The sequence below is a fragment of the Sutterella wadsworthensis 2_1_59BFAA genome (assembly GCF_000297775.1).
GTDB lineage: Bacteria > Pseudomonadota > Gammaproteobacteria > Burkholderiales > Burkholderiaceae_F > Sutterella > Sutterella wadsworthensis_A.
In genome coordinates this window covers 98950-119445 of sequence record NZ_JH815514.1, presented here as the reverse complement: position 1 = coordinate 119445, position 20496 = coordinate 98950, and the positions used below count along the sequence as shown (strand labels likewise).

General features: G+C 64.2%; 18 protein-coding genes. 14 read left to right on the top strand and 4 right to left on the bottom strand.

From position 1 onward, the window contains the following. Window positions 1-8 precede the first annotated feature (8 nt). The 8 genes from HMPREF9465_RS02640 (at window position 9) to HMPREF9465_RS12170 (ending at window position 8687) form a co-directional block, all read left to right on the top strand. Window positions 9-1040 (top strand): PhoH family protein, encoded by a 1032-nt coding sequence (locus HMPREF9465_RS02640; RefSeq protein WP_005433849.1) that lies wholly within the window; start codon window positions 9-11, stop codon window positions 1038-1040. Further along, window positions 1037-1498: an rRNA maturation RNase YbeY gene (gene ybeY / locus HMPREF9465_RS02635; RefSeq protein ID WP_005433848.1), complete on the top strand. Its 462-nt coding sequence runs from the start codon at window positions 1037-1039 to the stop codon at window positions 1496-1498. Before HMPREF9465_RS02640 ends, ybeY begins: the two co-directional genes overlap by 4 nt. Before the next feature lie 69 nt (window positions 1499-1567). Then, the gene (locus tag HMPREF9465_RS02630; protein ID WP_231289329.1) at window positions 1568-2377 is read left to right on the top strand and encodes an HlyC/CorC family transporter; all 810 of its coding nucleotides are present in this window, start codon (window positions 1568-1570) and stop codon (window positions 2375-2377) included. A gap of 1 nt (window position 2378) precedes the next feature. Beyond that, window positions 2379-3932, top strand: a complete 1554-nt coding sequence (lnt, locus tag HMPREF9465_RS02625) for an apolipoprotein N-acyltransferase (RefSeq protein WP_005433842.1) — start codon at window positions 2379-2381, stop codon at window positions 3930-3932. Between the two features lie 92 nt (window positions 3933-4024). After that, complete coding sequence (glyQ, locus tag HMPREF9465_RS02620) at window positions 4025-4933, top strand: glycine--tRNA ligase subunit alpha (RefSeq protein WP_005433835.1); 909 nt, start codon at window positions 4025-4027, stop codon at window positions 4931-4933. Between the two features lie 23 nt (window positions 4934-4956). Next, a complete protein-coding gene (gene glyS / locus HMPREF9465_RS02615) occupies window positions 4957-7047 on the top strand; it encodes a glycine--tRNA ligase subunit beta (protein WP_005433833.1) in 2091 nt (696 codons plus the stop codon). Window positions 7048-7159: 112 nt separating this feature from the next. Beyond that, complete coding sequence (locus tag HMPREF9465_RS02610) at window positions 7160-7882, top strand: lysophospholipid acyltransferase family protein (RefSeq protein WP_005433831.1); 723 nt, start codon at window positions 7160-7162, stop codon at window positions 7880-7882. Next, window positions 7857-8687 (top strand): M48 family metallopeptidase, encoded by an 831-nt coding sequence (locus HMPREF9465_RS12170; protein WP_005433829.1) that lies wholly within the window; start codon window positions 7857-7859, stop codon window positions 8685-8687. The genes HMPREF9465_RS02610 and HMPREF9465_RS12170 overlap by 26 nt, the downstream gene beginning before the upstream one ends. 3 nt (window positions 8688-8690) lie before the next feature. Here the strand turns inward: HMPREF9465_RS12170 and rsmA are convergent, their stop codons facing one another. From rsmA to HMPREF9465_RS02585, 4 genes are read right to left on the bottom strand one after another with little or no spacing between them, the layout of a single operon-like run. Further along, complete coding sequence (gene rsmA, locus HMPREF9465_RS02600; protein WP_005433828.1) at window positions 8691-9506, bottom strand: 16S rRNA (adenine(1518)-N(6)/adenine(1519)-N(6))-dimethyltransferase RsmA; 816 nt, start codon at window positions 9504-9506, stop codon at window positions 8691-8693. Beyond that, on the bottom strand, window positions 9487-10458 hold the full coding sequence (gene pdxA, locus HMPREF9465_RS02595; RefSeq protein WP_005433826.1) for a 4-hydroxythreonine-4-phosphate dehydrogenase PdxA: 972 nt from the start codon (window positions 10456-10458) through the stop codon (window positions 9487-9489). The genes rsmA and pdxA overlap by 20 nt, the downstream gene beginning before the upstream one ends. Before the next feature lie 8 nt (window positions 10459-10466). Further along, on the bottom strand, window positions 10467-11825 hold the full coding sequence (locus HMPREF9465_RS02590) for a peptidylprolyl isomerase (protein WP_005433824.1): 1359 nt from the start codon (window positions 11823-11825) through the stop codon (window positions 10467-10469). Further along, on the bottom strand, window positions 11818-14133 hold the full coding sequence (locus HMPREF9465_RS02585; RefSeq protein ID WP_005433822.1) for an LPS-assembly protein LptD: 2316 nt from the start codon (window positions 14131-14133) through the stop codon (window positions 11818-11820). The genes HMPREF9465_RS02590 and HMPREF9465_RS02585 overlap by 8 nt, the downstream gene beginning before the upstream one ends. 156 nt (window positions 14134-14289) lie before the next feature. Here HMPREF9465_RS02585 and HMPREF9465_RS02580 point away from each other — a divergent pair, with 156 nt between their 5' ends. The 6 genes from HMPREF9465_RS02580 (at window position 14290) to tolB (ending at window position 20484) form a co-directional block, all read left to right on the top strand. After that, a complete protein-coding gene (locus tag HMPREF9465_RS02580; protein WP_005433820.1) occupies window positions 14290-15309 on the top strand; it encodes an aminoglycoside phosphotransferase family protein in 1020 nt (339 codons plus the stop codon). Window positions 15310-15314: 5 nt separating this feature from the next. Beyond that, a complete protein-coding gene (locus tag HMPREF9465_RS02575) occupies window positions 15315-16022 on the top strand; it encodes a nucleotidyltransferase family protein (RefSeq protein WP_005433819.1) in 708 nt (235 codons plus the stop codon). A gap of 96 nt (window positions 16023-16118) precedes the next feature. Next, window positions 16119-17105, top strand: a complete 987-nt coding sequence (dusB, locus tag HMPREF9465_RS02570; protein ID WP_005433817.1) for a tRNA dihydrouridine synthase DusB — start codon at window positions 16119-16121, stop codon at window positions 17103-17105. After that, window positions 17098-17484 (top strand): helix-turn-helix domain-containing protein, encoded by a 387-nt coding sequence (locus HMPREF9465_RS02565; RefSeq protein ID WP_231289328.1) that lies wholly within the window; start codon window positions 17098-17100, stop codon window positions 17482-17484. Before dusB ends, HMPREF9465_RS02565 begins: the two co-directional genes overlap by 8 nt. A gap of 11 nt (window positions 17485-17495) precedes the next feature. Continuing rightward, window positions 17496-19049: a bifunctional phosphoribosylaminoimidazolecarboxamide formyltransferase/IMP cyclohydrolase gene (purH, locus tag HMPREF9465_RS02560; protein ID WP_005433811.1), complete on the top strand. Its 1554-nt coding sequence runs from the start codon at window positions 17496-17498 to the stop codon at window positions 19047-19049. 139 nt (window positions 19050-19188) lie between these two features. Then, window positions 19189-20484, top strand: coding sequence for a Tol-Pal system beta propeller repeat protein TolB (gene tolB, locus HMPREF9465_RS02555; RefSeq protein WP_005433809.1), 1296 nt, complete (start codon window positions 19189-19191; stop codon window positions 20482-20484). Window positions 20485-20496: the final 12 nt, after the last annotated feature.

Sequence of the window (20496 nt, the reverse complement as noted above, 5' to 3'; positions counted from 1 at the left end):
ACCGACCTATGGCTAGTGAAAAGACCGTGCAGCCCGAAACGCTGCGCTACTCCGCAGATGCGGGAAACGCCGAGCTTTCCGCGCTTTGCGGCCCGCTTGACGAAAACCTGAGGCAGATCGAGACGATCCTCAACGTGCGCGTCAGCCGCCGCGGAGACGTCTTCCGCGTGACGGGCGAGCTTGAGGCCGCCCGCCGCGCCGTGACGGCGCTCGCAGCCCTGATGACCCGCGTCAAGAGCACGGGCGAGGAGCTGAGCGTCGACGACATCCAGTGGCACTTCGTCGGACATGACGACGAGTACCGCAGCGGCGCCGCGTCCGATCCCGAGGGCGCCGTCGACGACGTCGACCTCAAGGTCCGCCGCCGCGACCTCCAGGGCCGCACGCCCAACCAGCGCCTTTACCTCAAGGCCATCATGGGGCACGACATCAGCTTCGGCGTCGGTCCCGCCGGCACGGGCAAGACCTTCCTCGCCGTCGCCGCGGCCGTCGACGCCTTCGAGCGCGGCACCGTCGAGCGCATCGTGCTCACGCGCCCCGCCGTCGAGGCGGGCGAGCGTCTCGGCTTCCTGCCCGGCGACCTGACGCAGAAGGTCGATCCGTACCTGCGTCCGCTCTACGACGCGCTCTTCGATCTGATGGGCTTCGAGAAGTCACAGCGCCTCATGGAGCGCCAGTCGATCGAGGTGGCGCCGCTCGCCTACATGCGAGGCCGCACACTCAACAATGCGTTCGTCATCCTTGACGAGGCCCAGAACACGACGCCCGAGCAGATGAAGATGTTTCTCACTCGCATCGGCTTTGGTTCCAAGGCTGTGATCACGGGCGACGTGACGCAGATCGACCTTCCGAAGGGCGTTCCGAGCGGCCTGAAGCATGCGATCCGCATTCTTGACGGCGTGCGCGGCATCGAGATCACGCGTTTCACGTCCAAGGACGTGGTGCGCCATCCGCTCGTCGCGCGAATCGTCGACGCTTATGAAGAGGCCGCCAAGCAGGATGAGCTTGCGGCCAAGGCCAGAAAAGAGGTGAAAGAATGAGCGAACCTGCAGTGAAGTTTTCGTTCCAGAACGCGGCCGCTTTCCCGCAGCTGCCTTCGCGCTCCGTGATGATTCGCTGGATGACGCGCGCCTGCGAGCTTCCGACGATGATGACGGTCCGCTTCGTCGACCAGGAGGAAGGCTACGAGCTCAACCACTCGTACCGCCACCGTGACTACGCGACGAACGTTCTGACGTTCAACTACACGACCGAGCCCGAGGTGACCGCCGACGTGGCGATCTGCGTGCCCGTCGTCGAACGTGAGGCAGCGGAGCAGAACAAGGAGTTCCGCGCGCATCTCGCACACCTGCTCATCCATGCGGTTCTGCATGCCCACGGGTATGATCATGTTACGCAGGAAGAGGCTGAGGTCATGGAGGCTCGCGAAACCGAGCTCATGCTCTCCCTCAAGTTCCCCAATCCCTACAGCGACCGCATCGGCATGGTGCACGACTGACTCTGACCAAGTTGAAAACAAGCTGTTCCGGCAAATATGTCCAGTTCCTCTGAACCTCCCAGTCCGACCTTGGGCCGTACTTTTCTTGACCGTCTTACCTCCGTCTTCCACGAAGAAGAGCTCAACGACCGGGCCGACGTGCTCGAAGTGCTCGGCGAGGCCCGCCGCCGCAATGTGATCGACGACGAAGTGTTCTCCATGATGGAGGGCGCGATGGCCGTTTCCGAAATCAGGGCGGGCGACCTGATGGTGCCCCGCTCCCAGGTGCAGGCCGTCGACTTCTCGGAGCCGCGCGAAGTCTGGCTTCCCGCCCTCATTGCCTCGGGGCACTCCCGTCTGCCCGCCGTCGAGGACGATCTGGACAACGTGCTCGGCATCCTGCACGCCAAGGACCTGCTGCAGGTGCTTATGAATCCCGCGGTTGATCCGAAGACGCTTCTGCGTCCCGCCCGCTTCATTCCGGAAACGCAGCCGATCAACGTGCTGTTGCGAGACTTCAAGGAGACCCGAAGCCATCTGGCCCTCGTCATTGACGAGTTCGGCAGCATCTCCGGCCTCATCACCATCGAGGACGTGCTCGAGCAGATCGTGGGCGAGATTTCCGACGAGTTCGACCATGACGAAGAGGGTAGCAACATCGTCGCCGACGGCGAGGGCCGCTGGCGCGTCAAGGCCATCACGCCAATCGAGCAGTTCAACGACTACTTCAAGTCGAACCTCGAGGACCAGTACTGCGAAACGATCGGTGGTCTCGTGACCGACCGCTTCGAGCATGTGCCGCACACGGGCGAGACCATCGAGGAGAACGGCTTCCGCTTCCGCATCCTCGGCGGCGACGACCGTCAGGCTCGTCTGCTGAGCGTCGAGAGGATCAAGTAGCGTGAGCGAGGCGTCGCACTGGTGGGAGCGCCGGCCCGAAGCGGCGGGCGCGCTCGGCGCCTTGGGCATGGGGCTTCTCTTTGGCACGGGGTTTGATCCGCTTGGCTGGCAGTGGATGTCGCTCATCGCGCTCGTCGGCTTCTTCCTCGTCTTCGCGGCGCGTCCGACGCCCGCCCGAGCCGCGCTCGTGGGTTTTCTCTTCGGACTCGGCTGGTTCGTGCCGGGACTCTCCTGGACGATGAACTCCATTGCGGTCTACGGGCGCCTGCCCTGGGCCGTTGCGGCGCTTGCGCTTTTTGTACTGGGCGCCGTCCTTTCTCTCTTTCCCGCCTTCGCCTGCTGGATTGCGAAGAAAATCGGCGGCGGAAGGCTCGCCACCGAGCTGCCCGCGCTCGCAGGCGTCTGGACCCTTGCGGAATGGCTCAGGGGCGACGCGCTCGCCAATTTCGGCTGGCTCATGCCGGGGTACGCCGTCATCGACACGCCGCTTGCGGGCTGGGCCCCGCTGGGCGGCATCTACGCGGTCACGCTCGCACAGCTTCTCTTCGCGGCGCTCGTCGCCGTCGCGCTCAGCTGTCGCCTTGCCTGGCTTGCGGTGCCCGTCATCGGTGCAGCGCTCATTGCTGGCACGGGGCAGGTCTCCCGACAGCACGCCTGGTCGGAGCCGTCCTCCACGGTGGACGTGCGCATCATTCAGCCCGCGCTGCCCGTGGTCGACGCCTATACGCGCGCCAATCCCGCACAGCGCATCGAGGCGCTCTTTCCCGCCGCCTTCAAGCCGTGGCCCGCATCCGACAGGCCCCGACTGCTGCTGACGCCCGAGGGCATCGTGAACGTGCCCGTGAGCCGTCTCGGCAGGGAGGCGGCAGGCAGGCTCGTGCTCCTTCAGGAGAAGACCGAGGCAAGGGTGCTCTTCAACGGCTTCCGCAAGGACGGTCCGCGCTTCTTCAACACCTCCTTCGTTCTGGACGAGGGGCAGATCGCCTACAGGCTCGACAAGCGTGAGCTCGTGCCCTTCGGCGAATACGTGCCTGCAGGCTTCCACTGGTTCGTCGAGATGATCGGCATTCCGATGTCGGACCTGATGCGGGGCGACGCCGTGCAGCCGCTCCTGTCGCTCGGAGGGGCCGATGCGGGCATTCTCATCTGCTACGAAAACCTCTACGGCAGCGTGGTCCGCACCTTCTGGCAGTCCCGCTCGCCCGACTTCCTCATCGTGACGTCCAACCTCGGCTGGTTCGGACGCTCCGTGCTCGGACAGCACCTCACGATGAGCCGCATGCGCGCGATGGAAAGCGCAAGGCCGCTGGTGAGCGTGAGCAACACGGGCATGAGCGCCCTCGTCAATTCGAAGGGCGAGATCGCGGCCATGCTCAGGACCGATGGTCCCGATGCCGCGACCATGCCGCTTCTGGGCGCCACGGGCTCGCCCACGCCCTATGTGAGGCTCGGCAGCTGGCCCGCGCTGCTCGCATCGCTCGTTCTGGCGCTCTGCGCCGTGCTCGTCCGCTTAGGGACAGCCAGAATCCGAGCGGGCAAGGTAAAGGGCTTATAATTAAATCTTTGAGCTCCCGTTTCCGTCAGGAAAGGGAGGGCTCCCTCATTTTTTGAATCAACAGGCGCCGACAAGAATCGGCGGCATAGAGAATGATTACCTTTCAGGAAGTAATCCTGCGCCTGCAGGAATATTGGAACCGCCAGGGCTGTGCTTTGCTGCAACCGATCGACTTGGAAGTCGGTGCCGGCACGTCCCATACTGCGACCTTTCTGCGGGCTCTGGGGCCGGAACCCTGGCGTGCCGCCTACGTTCAGCCCTCGCGTCGTCCGAAGGACGCCCGCTATGGTGAAAATCCGAACCGCCTCCACCAGCACCACCAGTTCCAGGTCGTGCTGAAGCCGGCTCCGACGAACATCGTCGACCTCTATCTGGGCAGCCTTCGCGCGCTCGGCATCGACACGGAAATCAACGACATCCGCTTCGTCGAGGACAACTGGGAAAACCCGACGCTCGGCGCCTGGGGTCTCGGCTGGGAAATCTGGATGAACGGCATGGAAGTGACGCAGTTCACGTACTTCCAGCAGGTGGGCGGCCTTGAATGCAAGCCGATCACCGGCGAAATCACGTACGGTCTCGAGCGCCTGACGATGTATCTGCAGAACTGCGACAACGTCTTCGACCTCGTCTTCACGACGTGGACCGATCCGGACGGCACGGAACGCAAGCTCACCTACGGCGACGTCTTCCATCAGAACGAAGTCGAACAGTCCGTCTACAACTTCGAGGCCAGCGACTGCGAGAAGCTTCTCAAGCAGTTCGACTACTTCGAAAGCGAAGCCAAGCGCCTGATGGACCTGAACCTGGCCCTGCCCGCCTACGAAATGGTGCTCAAGGCCGGCCACACCTTCAATCTGCTTGACGCCCACGGCGCCATCTCCGTGACCGAACGCGCCGCCTACATCGCCCGCATTCGCAACATCTCCCGCTCTGTGGCCCAGAGCTACTACGATTCCCGTGAACGTCTGGGCTTCCCGATGCTCGCCAAGTCCGCGGAATAATGCGAGTGGAGGAAAAGAAGAAAATGACGAATTTGCTCGTTGAACTGCAAACCGAAGAACTCCCGCCGAAGGCCCTCGAAAAGCTTTCCGAAGCTTTCGCCGCCGGCGTCGAACAGCATCTTAGGAACCGCGGCTTCCTCGCCGAAGGATCCGTCACCACGGCCTACGGCTCTCCGCGCCGCCTCGCCGTGCACATCTCGAACGTGCTTGAAAAGAGCCCCGACGAAGCCTTCACGCAGAAGCTCGTCCCGGTGCGCGTCGGCCTTGCCGCCGACGGCTCCGCCACGCCGGCTCTCGTCAAGAAGATGAACGCCCTGGGCATCACGTGCGACGTCGCCGAGCTCAAGCGCGTCAACGACGGCAAGAATGAACAGCTCGTCTTTGAAGGCGTCCGTCCGGGCATCGTGCTCGCCGAAGGCCTCCAGACCGCTCTCGATGCCGCCGTCAAGAACCTCCCGATTCCGAAGGTCATGACCTACCAGCTCGCCGACGGCGAGACGACGGTCGCCTTCGTCCGTCCGGTCAAGCATCTCACCGCCCTCTACGGCGAACAGATCGTTCCGGTCAAGCTCTTCGGTCTCAACGCAGGCCGCATCACGCGCGGCCACCGCTTCCACACGACGGAACCGGTCACGCTCTCCTGCGCCGACGCCTATGACGCCGAGCTCAAGGCCGCCAAGGTCATGCCCTGCTACGCCGAGCGCCGCGAACTCCTTCGCAAGCTCCTCACGGAGCGCGCCGCCCAGATCGGCGGCACGGTCATCATGCCGGAAGACCTTCTCAACGAAGTGACCGCCCTGACCGAATGGCCGATCATCTATGAAAGCTCGTTCGAAGAAGAGTTCCTCGCCGTTCCGGAAGAGTGCCTCATCCTCACGATGCAGCTCAACCAGAAGTACTTCGCGCTTCGCGACGCCGAAGGCCGCCTGATGAACCGCTTCCTCCTCGTCTCCCAGCTTGAGGCCAAGGACGGCGGCGCCGCCATCTCTTCGGGCAATGCCCGCGTCGTGCGCGCCCGTCTTGCCGACGCCAAGTTCTTCTACGATCAGGACCGTCAGGAAAAGCTTGAGACCCGCGTTGACGGCCTCAAGCACGTCGTCTACCACAACAAGCTCGGCAGCCAGGCCGAACGCATGCTCCGCGTCAAGACGATGGCCGGCCTCTTCGCCGACCTGATCGGCGCCGACCGCGCCAAGGCCGAACGCGCCGCCATGCTCGCCAAGGCCGACCTCCGCACGCTGATGGTCGGCGAGTTCCCCGAACTCCAGGGCATCATGGGCGAGTACTACGCCAAGTATGACGGCGAAGCAGAGGAAGTGGCGCTTGCCATCCGCGAGCACTACCAGCCGCGCTACGCCGGCGACGCCCTGCCGTCCACCCCGGTGAGCCTCGCCACGGCCCTCGCCGACAAGATGGAGACCCTGATCGGCCTCTTCGGCATCGGCCAGATGCCGACCGGCGAAAAGGACCCGTTCGCGCTTCGCCGCCACGCCCTCGGCGTGTTGCGCATGCTCATCGAAAAGGCCCTGCCTGTCAGCCTCAACACGCTGATCGATGCCGCCTGGGAGGCTGAAAAGGCTGTTCCGGGCGTGACGGACCACCGTGAAGAGCTTCGCCAGTTCTTCCAGGACCGCCTGCGCGTCATGCTCCGCGATGCCGGCTACACCACGCTCGAAGTGGACGCCGTCCTCGCCCTGAATCCGGAAAAGCTCGACGAGCTTCCGAAGCGCCTCGCCGCCGTCCGCGCCTTCATGGCGCTGCCGGAAGCCGAAGCCCTGACCGCCGCCAACAAGCGCATCGGCAACATCCTCAAGAAGATCGAGGGCGAAGTCCCGACGGTCGTCAACGAGGCCCTTCTTGCCGAAGACGCTGAAAAGCAGCTCTTCGCCGCCATCAACGACGTCGAACCCAAGGCCCTTCAGCACTTCGCCGCCGGCGAATACGAGCAGATGCTCGCGACACTTGCCGTTCTTCGCGGCCCGGTCGACAGCTTCTTCGACAACGTCATGGTCAACGCCGAGGATCCGGCCCTGCGCGCCACGCGTCAGGCCCTTCTGAAGCGCCTCTACGACGTCATGAACAAGGTTGCTGAAATCGCCCGCCTCGCCAAGTAAGCGACGTGCGCCGAAACGGCCCTTTCGAGGGCCGTTCAACAGGGATCCAAAACGGTATGATTTCGTTTTGGATCCTTTTTTTTATCCGGCTCTGCAGGCCGGACATTCCAACATGAATCTTCTTCGAGGCTGGCTCTTCTACATCGTCCTGAGCTTTTCGATTCTGGTCCTTGCGGTCTGCGTGCTCTGCACGACGCCCTTTGCGAGCGTGAAGTGGCGCTATGAGGCCATCTGCCGTCCGTGGGCGAAGTTCGTGCTCGCACTGCTTCGCGTCATCTGCGGCATCAGGCTCGAGATGAAGGGCATGGAGAACCTTCCGCCCGCCGACACGCAGGCGGTCGTGCTGATGAAGCACCAGTCCGCCTGGGATCCGTTCTGGCTCGGCGCCTATCTTCCCGCGCCCGCCTGCTTCATCTACAAGCGCTCGATCAACTGGATTCCGGTCCTCGGCTGGGTGGTCTGCGCCATGGACATGCTGGCGATCGACCGCAGCAAGGGCCGCTCCGCCTTCGAGGCCTTCATGAAGAAGGGCCCCGTGAAGCTCCGCGAGGGCTTCTGGATCAGTCTCTTCCCCGAAGGCACCCGCGTGCCGCCGGGAGAGCGCGTGCGCTACAAGACGGGCGGCGCCCGCTTCGCATGCCAGAGCGGGACGCCCATCGTGCCCGTCTGCCACAATGCAGGCCACTGCTGGCCCAAGAACTCCATCGCCAAGCAACCCGGCACGATCACCGTGAGCGTCGGCCCCGTCATCGAGACGAAGGGCAGGGATCCGCATGAGGTGACGGCCGAAGTCGAAAAATGGATTGAAGATGAGCTTGAACGAATTGATGCCTGAAGCCGGCAGGGGGCTGTCTCTTCGATTGACGTCGCACCAGAGGGCCGTGACGGCGGAAGACGGCGAGCGCATCGAATATCTGTTCCAGCCCTCCCGACGCCACAGGACCCGCGTCATCCTGAGCTACGATGGCAGGCAGGACAAGCCCGTGGTGACGGTTCCGTACCGCTATGCCGGTCCGCAGATGCTGAGCGATGAATTCGTTCTTCAGCGGTGCGATGAAATCATTCTTCAGAAGAGGGAGTACGTCAGGTGGATGCGGGCGCAGACGCATGCAGTTCTGGACGCTGCGTACTGCATTGCAGGCGGCAGCGGGTACATTCTCTACCGTGGTAGGAAGACGGCCGTTGCGGTCGACGCGACGGCGAAGACTTCGTACGTCGACGTGACGGGAGACGACGCCGTCATTCGTCTGGCGCTGCCGCAGACATGCTCGAGGAAGGAGGTCGACAGGGCGTTGCTAGCCCTTTTCAAGGCGCAGGCCAAAACGGTGCTGGGCGACCTGATGGAGGCCTATCGCGGCAGTGCGCGCCACTGGCCCGCGTCGTGGAGTCTCTCAAGCGCGAGGATGAGATGGGGATGCTGTACGACGAGGAATACGATCAGACTCTCCTGGAGGCTGATCTTCCTTGATGATGCGGTCGCCTCCTACGTGATCGCGCACGAGCTTGCGCATCTCGAGCATTTCAATCACTCGAAGGCCTTCTGGAAGGAGGTGGAGAGGCTCTGCCCGGACTGGCGGGTACAGCTCGCCAAACTCAACGCGGCGAAGGTGCTGCCCGAACTGGAGGAGGTCGGGCAGTGAGGCTCAGACGGCGTCGGCGTGATGCGGCAGATTGGCCGCCTCGCGTGCCAGTCGCACGAAGGCCGCCACGTCGAGCGTTTCGGCGCGTGCGGCGGGATTGACGCCCGCGCGTTTGATCGCGGCGTCATCCATGAGGGTGGAGAGCGCGTTGCGCAGCGTCTTGCGGCGCTGCTGGAAGGCGAGCGCGACCACTTGGGAGAAGATCTCCATGTCGACTTCGGGAAGCGACTCGACGGGGCGCGGCACCATGCGCACGATCGAGGACGTGACCTTGGGCGGCGGCACGAAGGCGCCGGGCGGCACGTCGAAGAGCTTGTGCATGACGTAGCGGTACTGGAGCATCACGCTCAGACGGCCGTAAGTCTTGCTGCCGGGTTCGGCGACCATGCGGTCGACCACTTCACGCTGGAGCATGAAGTGCTGGTCGATGACGCGGTCCGCAGCGCTCATGAGCGCGAAGAGGAGCGGCGAGGAGATGTTGTAGGGCAGGTTGCCGATGATGCGCAGGCGGCGGCCCTCAAGGACGGTCGTCCAGTCGAGTTTCAGGGCGTCGGCCTCGATGAGCGTGAGCTCCTCGGGGGAGAACTGCTCGCGCAGAAACTGGGCGAGGTCGCGGTCGATCTCGACGGCGGCTTCGTGGCCTGCGCAGGCGATGACTTCGCGCGTGAGCGCGGCCTGGCCCGGGCCGATTTCAATGAGAGCGTCGCCCGGCTTCGGGTCGATGCCGCGCACGATGCGCTCGATCCAGTGGCGGTCATGAAGGAAGTTCTGACCGAAGCGTTTGCGGGCCTTGTGCCCTTCAAGCCATTCTTGTTTCACGGTTCTTCGATAAAAAGTGTGCTAATCGGAGGGCGGAGATCATGCTCGTGTCGTCCGCCTTGCCCTGTCCTGCGATGTCGAGCGCAGTGCCGTGGTCGACCGAGGTCCTGATGTAGGGAAGCCCGAGCGTCACGTTGACGCCCTCGGCGAAGCCCACGTGCTTGAGGACGGGAAGTCCCTGATCATGGTACATGCAGAGCACGGCGTCGTAGCGGTCCCAGTGGCCGGGCACGAAGGCCGTGTCGGCGGGCACGGGACCGTCGGCGTGAATGCCGCGGCTGCGCGCTCTTTCCAGAGCGGGCGTGATCGTGTTGATTTCCTCGTGGCCCATGTGGCCGTTTTCACCTGCGTGCGGGTTGAGGCCCGTGACGAGGATGCGGGGCTCGGCCAGACCGTAGTCGCGTGCGAGCGCCGTGTTGAGCGTGTCGAGCACCTCGTCGAGCAGCTCGCCCGTGATGGCCTCGGAAAGCCTGGCGATCGGCAGGTGAGTGGTGGCGAGGGCCACCTTCATCGCGTCCGTGCGGGCGTTCGACGTGAGCATCATGACGACGCGCCTGACGCCGCAGAGATCCTGGAAGAACTCGGTGTGGCCTGTGAAGGGCACACCGGACTCGATGATGATGCTTTTCTGAACGGGCGCCGTGACGACGGCGCTCCATTCGCCTGCGGCGGCGCCTTCATGAGCTGCGCGCAGGATGTCGAGCACGTAGGCCGAGTTGCGGGTGTCAAGCCTGCCGGGTTCGGCAGGCGCCCGAAGCTGCACGTGACGGATGGAGACGTGCGCGGGCAGGGGCCAGGCGATGCCGAGGCGGCGGGCCTCGGCTTCAAGCAGCGTGCGGTCGCCGATCAGGAGGATCGGGTCGGACACGGCGGCTGCGGCCTTGAGCGAGACTTCCGGTCCAATGCCGGCGGGCTCGCCGGTCGTGACGGCAACGGACCGGAGTTCAGTCATGGTTCGCCTCAGTAGTGGCTGTCACGGATTTCAACGTAGGCGCGGTCGCGGAGCTCGCGCTGCCAGTTGTAGACGGCCTCGCCGAGCTTCTTCTCGCGAAGCTGCTGTCGGGCGGCGATGCGCATGCGCTGCGGATTGCCGTTCTTTTCCATGCGGCGCTCGATCACCTGGATGAGGTGGTAGCCGAACTGGGACTTGATCGGTTCGGAGACCTCGTTGGGCTTGAGCGAGTTCATGGCCTTTTCGAATTCGGGCACGGTGTCGCCGGGCTGGAGCCAGCCGAGGTCGCCGCCGCGGGTCGCGCTGTTGTCGACCGAGTGCAGGCGAGCCATCGTGGCGAAGTCGGACTCGCCCGCGTCGATGCGGCGCTTGATGTCGTTGAGGCGGTGGATCACCTCGCCTTCGGGCGTGATGTCGCTCACGAGCATCAGGATGTGGCGGGCGTGGGTCTGTTCGACCGGGCCGCCGGCGAGCTTGAACTGAACGCCGTCACGGGTGTCGGAGACGCGCATGACGTCCCAGGAGTCCTTGCCCTTGATGATGTAGACGCCTTTCCTGGGGGATTCCTTGAGCACGTCGGCCATGACGTTGGGCAGCGACTGCAGGTTGCGCCAGCCGATGTCACCGCCCTGCAGCGCGTCGGAGGCGCGCGAGTAGGTGGCGGCGAGCATGGCGAAGTCCTCGCCTGCGCGGGCGCGCTCGGCGATCTCCTCGGCATGCTTCTTGAGCTTTTCGGTGTTGTCGGGATGGTCGATCGGGATCAGGATGTGCTGGATGTGGAATTCCGTCGTGTTGCCCGTCGTGAAGCCGGCCTGCTCGGCGAGGTAGGCGTCGATTTCACTTTCGGGAATCTGGATCTTGGCGTCGACCTCGCGTTCGCGCAGGCGCTGCGTCGTGATTTCGTCGCGGATCTCCTCGCGGAAGGAGGAGAAGGAGACGCCGTCGGCCATCAGACGCTGACGGAGCTGGTCGACCGACAGGTTGTTCTGACGGGCGATCTGCTCGATGGAGGCGTTGACCATCTGGTCGTCGATGCGGATGCCGGTTTCGCGGGCGCGCTGCTTGATGGCGCGTTCGAAGATCAGGCGTTCAAGCACCTGGGCGCGGAGCTGCTCCATCGGCGGGAGCTGGATGTTCTGGCGGCGCAGGTTGATGGCGACGACGTGCGTGCGCTCCTGAAGCTCGCGGTCCGTGATGACGTCGTTGTTGACGACCGCCACGATGCGGTCGAGTTCGACGTTGCCGGCCTGAGGCTGGACGACGGGAGCCGCCTGCGCAGATTCGGTAACGGCCTGCTCGGCGGCGAAGGCGGTGCTGAGGGCGGCCATGCTCATCGTCAGCACGGCAATGGTCTTGAGCTTATTCATAGTAATCGTACTGTCCAATCTTGTCGGGAACACGGGTGGTGGTCTGATAACCCTTGATGTTCCTCTGGAGTTCAGAAAGCGGGCTTGTGCCAATACTACCCAAGCCGTTGAGCTCGAGTTGTAAGAAGAAGTTGGTCTCGTCGTTGTTGGACGTCGTCGTGTAGCGCTGTGCGGCAAAACGAAGCGTCCAGCAGTCGTGCAGGTACTCGACGCCGCCGATCATCTCGATGGGCTTGTCCTGCAGGAGCGAGTAGTTGTAGCGGAAGAGGCCGAACAGACGGTTCGTGATCGGCCACTGGACCGCCAGGTCGATCTGCTTGATGTAGTCGTTCTGATAGTCCGTGTAGTCGCGCTCGGACGAGTAGTTGTAGCGGTAGTAGAGGCCGACGAGGGACATCGGGCGCGGCTGCCACCTGACGCCTGCCTTGGCCTTCACCCAGCGGCTCATCGCCGAGGAGTACTGGCCGCTCACGTCCGACGTGATCGAGCGCGTCAGACGCGCGCCCACGCTCGCGAGCAGGTCGCTGCGAACGTCGGTGCGAAGCGGGCTTTCGCGCATCTGGGTGTCGCCCGGCGTGTAGAAGTTGACGCGCTGGTCCGAGAAGTAGTTGCGCTGGCCCACGCTGGCCTTGAAGAGCTCGAGGCCGCTCGTCTTGTCGATGTAGCGGGTGGTGAGCACGCTCGTCAGCTGGTTGGCCTCGCTCACGCGGTCGTAGCCGGAGAAGATGTTCTCCGAGAAGAGCGTTGCAAAGTTCAGGTCGGCGATCGTCGTGTCGAAGACGGGCAGGTCATCCTGATTGCGGTACGGCACGTACGCGTAGTAGACGCGCGGCTCGAGCGTCTGGTACGCCTCGCGGTTGAACCAGACGGCGTCGCGGTCGAAGACGAGGCCGGCGTCAAGGCTGAACATCGGCGTCGTGCGGTGCGGATCCTTGTTGGTGAAGCGGCCCCCGTCGCGGTCCAGGTTCTCGAGCTGGTACCAGGTGCCGAGGAAGGTGCCTTTGGGCACGACGAACCAGCCCGCGCCGCGCATCGGATAGGAGACCGTCTGCTCGAAGACGAAGCGGTCGCCCGTCGTGAACGTCGGATGCTCGAACCTCGTCGCCTCGATGGTCGTGCCGACCTCGAAGCCGTAGAAGTCGCCGTTGTAGCCGTTGAAGGTGATCTGGGGCACGCGTTCGTACGGCTTGTAGTAGTCGATGTGGTCGAAGGTGAGCGCCTGGTTCTTCTTGACGTTGATCGACGTGTTCCAGTACGTCTCGTCGTAGCGAAGGGCGTATTCCTGCGGCAGGACGGTTTCGGAGGACTCTCGGACGTTGCTCGAGAAGTCGCTGATGAAGTCATCGTCGGAGACGCGGTTGTAGTCGACGAAGGCGCTCAGCTTGTCGCGGCGCCAGCTCATGTCGACGTGCAGGCTCGAACGGCTGTCGTCCATCTCCTTGTCGTCGGGCATCAGCGCGTAGTCGACTGTCGTCTCGAAGTTGTTGTAGAGGAACCTGGCCTCGGTGTCGAGCATGACGCCGCGCTTGGTCATCAGACGGGGCGTCAGCGTAAGGTCGTAGTTGGGCGCGATGTTGAAGTAGTACGGGACCGCGAGGTCGAGGCCGCGGGTCGAGCTCATGCCGAAGGTCGGCACGAGGAAGCCGGAGCGGCGCTCACGGCTCACGGGGAAGGAGAACCACGGGGAGCCGAAGACGGGCACGCCCATGAAGTGCAGCGAGGCGTTCGTGCCCGTTGCCGTCTGGTCGTACTCGTCGATCTCGAGCTCGTTCATCTTGATGAACCAGGCTTCGTCGTCGCGCTTGCAGGTCGTGACCTTGGCGTCGTCAAAGACGGTCGATTCACCCGAGATGAAGCGGATGTTCTTCGCGCAGCCGCGGATGTTGCGCGGCGCATATTCGTATTCGGCGTCCGACATGTCGCCCGTGCGCGGCGAGATCTTGAAGCGCATGGACGGACCCGAGAAGGAGGCGCCCTGGCGCGAGATGCGCGCGTTGCCAACGGCCTCGACTTCGTCGGTTTCCTGCGTGTAGGTGATTCGGTCGCCCTTGAGGACGGTGCCGGCGCGGCGGATCTCCGCGTTGCCGTAAAGGTGGAGCTGGTCTTCGGGGTTGCCTTCGATGCGGTCGGCGGACACGAAGCTCGCGGCGTCCGAGTCGGGCGTTGCGCGGGACGGATCGAGCGTCGTCACGGATTCGAGGGACACCACGCTGCCTGTCTGAGCGGCCGGCGCAATGGAGGTGTAGGCCATGGCGGCCAGCGCGATGCTTACGCTGATCGCGGTCTGTCGGGGACGCGGGAATGACATGAAAAAACGGTGAGAGTGACAGCCTGTGGGCAGGCCTATAAAATGACGTCAAGACAATTGAAGGATTATAAAGCCCCGTCATTCCCGAGGGGCGCCGCGCAGTCCATAAAATCCCTGCGGGCTTCAGATCCTTCGGCACTAGAGGACGACGAAAACATGACGAACAGCGCGGCCGCCTCCGCCTTCGGGCAGTGGCTCCAGAGCATTTCCCCGAAATATCAGCTCGATCTGACGACGGTAAGCCGTGCAGGCGCGGACGCTGGCTTCAGGTCCTATCACCGCATTGCCGCCGCCGACGGCCGCAGCTTCATCGCCATGAATGCCGAGGGCGAGACGCCCGAGAGCTTCGCTTCCTTCATCAAGGTCGACGGCCTGCTGAGGAACGAGGCGGGCCTCAACGCCCCCGAAATCTTCGAAGCCGACACGGACCATCGCTTCATGCTGCTCTCCGACCTCGGCAGGGAGACCTATCTTGACGTCCTCAACGAGGACAACGCCCGCGAACTCATGGACCGTGCCACCACGGCGCTCGTCGCGTGGCAGAAGATCTCCCGCCCGAACGTGCTTCCCGCCTACAGCCGCGAGGTCCTGCAGCGCGAGCTCGAGCTCTTCCCGACCTGGTACGTGGGCCGCCACCGCGGCGTCGAGTGGACCGAGGAGCAGCAGAAGTGGTGGAGGATGACCACCGAGGCCATTCTCGACACCAACTGCCGCGAGGCCCTCGTCTTCGTGCACCGCGACTTCATGCCGCGCAACCTGATGGTCTCCGATCCGATGCCCGGCATCCTCGACTTCCAGGACGCGCTCTACGGTCCGCTCAGCTACGACATCGCCTCGCTCCTGCGCGACGCCTTCATCTCCTGGGACGAGAGCTTCGTGCTCGACACCACGATCCGCTATTGGGAGAAGGCCCGCAAGGCGGACATCCCCGTGCCCGCCGACTTCGGCAACTTCTACCGCGACGTCGAGTTCATGGGCGTGCAGCGCCATCTGAAGGTGCTCGGCATCTTCGCCCGCCTCAACTACCGCGACGGCAAGCCCAAGTACCTTGAGGACACGCCGCGCTTCATCCAGTACGTGCGCAAGACGGCCCGCCGCTACATCCAACTCTCGCCGCTCACGCACCTCATCGACGACCTCGAGGGCTCCGAAACGTCCTTCGGCTACACCTTCTGACGGTCATGCGCGCTCTGATCCTCGCGGCGGGGGAAGGCCGCCGCATGCAGCCCGTCACGCTCACGACGCCCAAGCCCCTCGTCGAGGTGGCGGGGACGCCCATGGCCGTTCGCCAGATTCTTGCACTCAGGAAGGCGGGCGTCGAGGAGATCGTCCTCAACGTCGCGCATCTCGGCGACAGGATCGTGGAGACGCTTGGAGACGGCTCCGCCTGGGGCGTGCGCCTGCGCTATTCAGTCGAGGGCCGCACGGCGGGCGAAGCCCTCGAGACGCTCGGCGGAATCGCGAAGGCGCTTCCGATGCTCGATGACGGCGACGGCGCATTCATCGTCGTCGCGGGTGACATCGTGACCGACTTCGACTACTCGCGCCTTGTGCGTGCGGGCCGCGCTCTCGCGGGCTCGGACGCAGTTGCGCACCTCGTGCTTGCGCCCAATCCCTCCTACCATGCCGACGGCGACATGACGCTGGATGAGCTGGGACTCGTCCGAAGGGAGCCGAGGACGCACACGTTCTCGAGTCTCGGCGTCTACGGGACGTCGCTCTTCGAGGGCGTCGAGCCTGTTCGTGCAAAGCTCTTCCCGTGGCTCTGGCAGTTCTGCGAGGCGGGACGCGTCACGGGCGAGGTGTACGAGGGCATGTGGTTCAACGTGGGCGATGTGCGCGAGCTCGCGCTTGCCGAGGCGCGAATTCGAAACCAAATGGAAAAGTGAGGGCACGGCAGGGCCTGTGCGCCGGTCGTGTCGGTAAAATGTGGCGGTCGGGCGCTCCCCGTGTGCAGAGCGCCCCCCGAATAACGTGAGAAGAGAGTGAAGCTCGGTCCCTACGCCGTCGATGTTCCCGTCATGCTGGCCCCCATGGCCGGCATGAGCGATCTGCCTTACCGCGAGATCTGCCGCGCCCATGGTGCGGGATATGCGGTGGGCGAAATGACGACCTGCCAGCCGCAGTTCAGGACGAGCCGCAAGAGCGCCACGCGCTGGGCCTGTGACGCCGAGTTGGGACTGCGCGTCGTGCAGCTTCTCGGAGCTGATCCCGCCATGATGGCCGACGCCGCCCGCTATGCCGAGGATTCGGGCGCGCAGGTGGTCGACATCAACATGGGCTGTCCCGCCAAGAAGGTGCTTCAGACGGCGTGCGGCAGCGCGCTCATGAAGGACGAGGCGTTGGTGGCGCGGATTCTCGAGGCCGTGTGTGCGGCCGTCTCCGTGCCCGTGACGCTCAAGATCCGCACGGGCTGGGACAGGGAGCACAGGAACGCGCTCGCCATTGCGGGCATCGCCGAGCAGACGGGCGTCGCCATGCTGACGATCCACGGCAGGACGCGCGAGGACGGCTTCAGGGGCGAGGCCGAGTACGAGACGATCAGGACCGTGAAGGCCGCCGTCTCCATTCCCGTCATCGCCAACGGCGACATAGACTCGGGCGAGAAGGCAAGGCGCGTGATGGCGCTTACGGGCGCCGACGGCGTGATGATCGGCAGGGCCTCCTACGGCAATCCGTGGATCTTCTCGGAGGTCGGCGCCGCCCTCGGCCATCTTCCCGAAAGGAAGGCGCCAGGGCTTGAGGAACGACATGCGGTCATTTGCGACCACATGCGCCGTCATTTTGACTATTATGGCGGTGCTAGAGGTGCCGTGACCTTCAGGAAGCACCTGAGCCATTATTTGAAGGGGCTGCCGGGCTCCGAGGCGTTGTTGGGCGAGTTGTTCGCCACGTCCGATGCGGACGTCCTCGGTGCGGCCGTCAGCCGTTATTTTGAGAGGTTGCAGGATGACGAGCAGGGACTTGGATGACAAGGCGATTGTCCGCCGTAAGCCTGAAGCGCCGCAGATCAGGCTGATCAGGCAGGCGAAGCAGAGAGTCAAGCTGGGACTTGACTTCGAGGGCGTTACGCTGGAAAGCCTGGCGAAGGACATGCCCGAGCTCAAGGCGGGCCGCATTGAAGAGGCCGTGATCGTCCAACTCAACCAGTACTTCCAGCAGCTCGGCGGTTCGCAGCCGCATCCTCTCTACAGTCTGGTCATGGAGACGGCGGAGCGTCCGTTGCTCATCTACGTGATGAAGCTCTGCCGCAACAACCAGATTGAAGCCGCAAAGATTCTTGGCATTAACCGAAATACTCTGCGCTCGAAGCTTCGCATTCACAAGCTTCTGCCCGGAGAAAGTTCATAAGGAAATAGGCAATGAAGAAACAGGCTCTTATCAGCGTGTCCGACAAGACCGGCGTCGTGGATTTTGCCCGCGAGCTCGTCGCTCTCGGCTACCACATCCTCAGCACGGGCGGCACCGCCAAGCTCCTCACGAAGGAAGGCGTCCCCTGCCAGGAAGTCGCCGACTACACGGGCTTCCCTGAAATGCTCGACGGCCGCGTCAAGACGCTCAACCCGAAGATCCACGCCGGCATCCTCGCCCGTCGTCCCGTCGCCGAGCACATGGCCGCTCTCGAGGCCCACGGCATCGACCCGATCGACATCATCTGCGTGAACCTCTATCCGTTCGAACAGACGATCGCCAAGCCGGACTGCACGTTTGAAGACGCCATCGAGAACATCGACATCGGCGGCCCGACGATGATCCGCGCCGCCGCCAAGAACCACGAGTCCGTCGCCGTGATCGTTGATCCGACCGACTACGCCTCCGTCGTCGCCGAAATCAAGGCCGAAGGCGGTGTCACGGCCGCGACGCGCCTCGCGCTCGCCAAGAAGGTCTTCGCCCATACCGCCCGCTACGACGGCATGATCACGAACTACCTCACGAGCCTTGACGAAAACAACCAGCGCACCCGCTTCCCGCAGGTCCTCACCCGCCAGTGGGAAAAGGTCCAGGACATGCGCTACGGCGAAAATCCGCACCAGGCTGCCGCTTTCTACCGCGAATCCTCCGTTGCGCCGGGCCTTCTCGCCGGCTATGAACAGCTTCAGGGCAAGGAACTCTCCTACAACAACATCGCCGACAGCGATGCCGCTTGGGAATGCGTCCGCTCCTTCGAGGCTCCCGCCTGCGTGATCATCAAGCACGCCAATCCGTGCGGCGTCGCCGTGGGCATCAGCTCCGCCGAAGCCTACTCCAAGGCCTTCCAGACGGACTCCAAGTCCGCCTTCGGCGGCATCATCGCCTTCAACCGCGAAGTGACCGGCGAATGCGCCGAGCTCGTTTCCCGCCAGTTCGCCGAGTGCATCATCGCTCCGAGCTTCTCCAAGGAAGCTGTCGAGATCTTCGCCGCCAAGAAGAATCTCCGTCTTCTCACGGTCGCTCTCGGCAAGGCCCACAACGACTTCGACTTCAAGCGCGTCGGCGGCGGCCTGCTCGTTCAGACGCCCGACAACCAGATCTGCGCCGAAGGCGCCCTGCGCTGCGTGACGAAGCGCCAGCCAACGTCGTCCCAGATCGCCGACCTGATGTTCGCCTGGAACGTCGCCCGCTTCGTGAAGTCCAACACGATCGTCTATGCCCGCGGCGGCATGACGCTCGGCGTCGGTGCCGGCCAGATGAGCCGCGTCGACTCCGCCCGCATCGCCATGCTCAAGGCTGAAGAGGCCGGTCTCTCTCTCGAGGGCTCCGTGGCCGCTTCCGACGCCTTCTTCCCGTTCCGCGACGGTCTCGACGTCGTGGTGGACGCCGGCTGCACGGCCGTCATCCAGCCGGGCGGCTCCATCCGTGACGATGAAGTGATCGCCGCCGCCGACGAGCGCGGCATCGCCATGGTCTTCACGGGCGAACGCCACTTCCGCCACTAAGGCGGTCCCGAGGCGCGGGGAGCCGTGAGGCTCCTGCGCCTCAAACGCAGCGGTGAGCGGCGTTTCGACGCCGCCTCCGCGTACCGAATGCAAGCCGCTCCCCGACGGGAGCGGTTCCGTGCTTACAAGGGAGTCATCCGTGACCAACTTCAATCCTTCCCGCCGCAGAGTGCTGTGCGCTGGCGTGCTTGCAGGCGCCTTCACGGCATGTCCTGCGCTTGCCGAACTTCAGGTCTCCATCACGGGCGTGGGCGCCAATCAGCTCCCGATCGCCGTCAAGGTGTTTGAAGGCTCCGGCGCCACGGGGTTCGATGCTGCGGCCGTCATCGGAGCCGACCTTGAGCGATCCGGCGCGTTCCGCCTGATCCCGACGGGCGCCGAAGGCGAACCCGAGAACCTTGAAAAGCCCGCGAGCCTCGAGGCCTTCGGCAAGCTCGGCGCGAACGCGCTCGCCGTGGGCCGCGTCAGCCGTCTTCCCGACGGCCGCTGGGAGCTCACCTACTATCTGCACAACACCGTGACGGGTGCGCTGACGGACTCGGCCGTCTTCACGACGTCGGGCAACGACGTGCGCATGTGCGCGCACCGCATCGCCGACCGCATCTACACGAATCTCACGGGCGAAGGCCCGATCTTTGCGTCGAAGCTCGTCTACGTGGCCCAGCTCGCCCGCAACCGCTATGAGCTCGTCATCAGCGACAGCGACGGCGGCAACCGCCAGGCCGCCCTTCAGTCCCATGAACCGATCATCTCCCCCGTCTGGTCTCCCGACGGCAAGAAAATCTCCTACGTGAGCTTCGAGGACCGCAAGCCGATCATCTATGTTCAGGAGCTCGCGACGGGCGCCCGTCATGCGATCTGCGCCTTCCGCGGCAACAACTCCGCGCCGGCCTTCAGCGCCGACGGCGGCACGCTTGCCGTGGCGCTCTCCCGCGACGGCCTCACGCAGATCTACCTGATGAACGCCAACGGCACCGGCCTGCGCCGCTTTACGAAGAGCTACGGCATCGACACCGAGCCGTGCTTCTCGGCGGACGGCCAGTGGGTCTACTTCACCAGCGATCGAGGCGGCGCTCCGCAGATCTATCGCCAGCCGCTCGCCGGCGGTCCCGCCGAGCGCGTGACCTTCGGCTCTAGCTACGCGATCAGCCCGACGGTCAGCCGCGACGGCCGCTATCTCTCCTACATCTCCCGCATCGACGGCCGCTTCCGTACGGCCGTGATGGATCTCACGACAGGCCAGAACACGCTCGTGACCACGACCGACCGCGATGAATCGCCGTCCTTCGCGCCCAACGGCCGCTTCCTCGTCTATGCGACGGAAGTCAACGGCCGCGGCGTTCTTGGAACGGCCTCCGTCGACGGCAGGCTCTCGACGCGCCTCACCGGTCTGGGCGACATCCGTGAACCCTGCTGGGGACCGATTCTGCCCTGATGAAGGGCGAAA

Coding starts and splice junctions, on each gene's coding strand:
- HMPREF9465_RS02640 (WP_005433849.1), top strand. CDS start 9: ATGGCTAGTGAAAAGACCGTGCAGCCCGAAACGCTGCGCTACTCCGCA.
- ybeY (WP_005433848.1), top strand. CDS start 1,037: ATGAGCGAACCTGCAGTGAAGTTTTCGTTCCAGAACGCGGCCGCTTTC.
- glyQ (WP_005433835.1), top strand. CDS start 4,025: ATGATTACCTTTCAGGAAGTAATCCTGCGCCTGCAGGAATATTGGAAC.
- glyS (WP_005433833.1), top strand. CDS start 4,957: ATGACGAATTTGCTCGTTGAACTGCAAACCGAAGAACTCCCGCCGAAG.
- HMPREF9465_RS02610 (WP_005433831.1), top strand. CDS start 7,160: ATGAATCTTCTTCGAGGCTGGCTCTTCTACATCGTCCTGAGCTTTTCG.
- HMPREF9465_RS12170 (WP_005433829.1), top strand. CDS start 7,857: ATGAGCTTGAACGAATTGATGCCTGAAGCCGGCAGGGGGCTGTCTCTT.
- pdxA (WP_005433826.1), bottom strand. CDS start 10,458: ATGACTGAACTCCGGTCCGTTGCCGTCACGACCGGCGAGCCCGCCGGC.
- HMPREF9465_RS02590 (WP_005433824.1), bottom strand. CDS start 11,825: ATGAATAAGCTCAAGACCATTGCCGTGCTGACGATGAGCATGGCCGCC.
- HMPREF9465_RS02585 (WP_005433822.1), bottom strand. CDS start 14,133: ATGTCATTCCCGCGTCCCCGACAGACCGCGATCAGCGTAAGCATCGCG.
- HMPREF9465_RS02580 (WP_005433820.1), top strand. CDS start 14,290: ATGACGAACAGCGCGGCCGCCTCCGCCTTCGGGCAGTGGCTCCAGAGC.
- HMPREF9465_RS02575 (WP_005433819.1), top strand. CDS start 15,315: ATGCGCGCTCTGATCCTCGCGGCGGGGGAAGGCCGCCGCATGCAGCCC.
- purH (WP_005433811.1), top strand. CDS start 17,496: ATGAAGAAACAGGCTCTTATCAGCGTGTCCGACAAGACCGGCGTCGTG.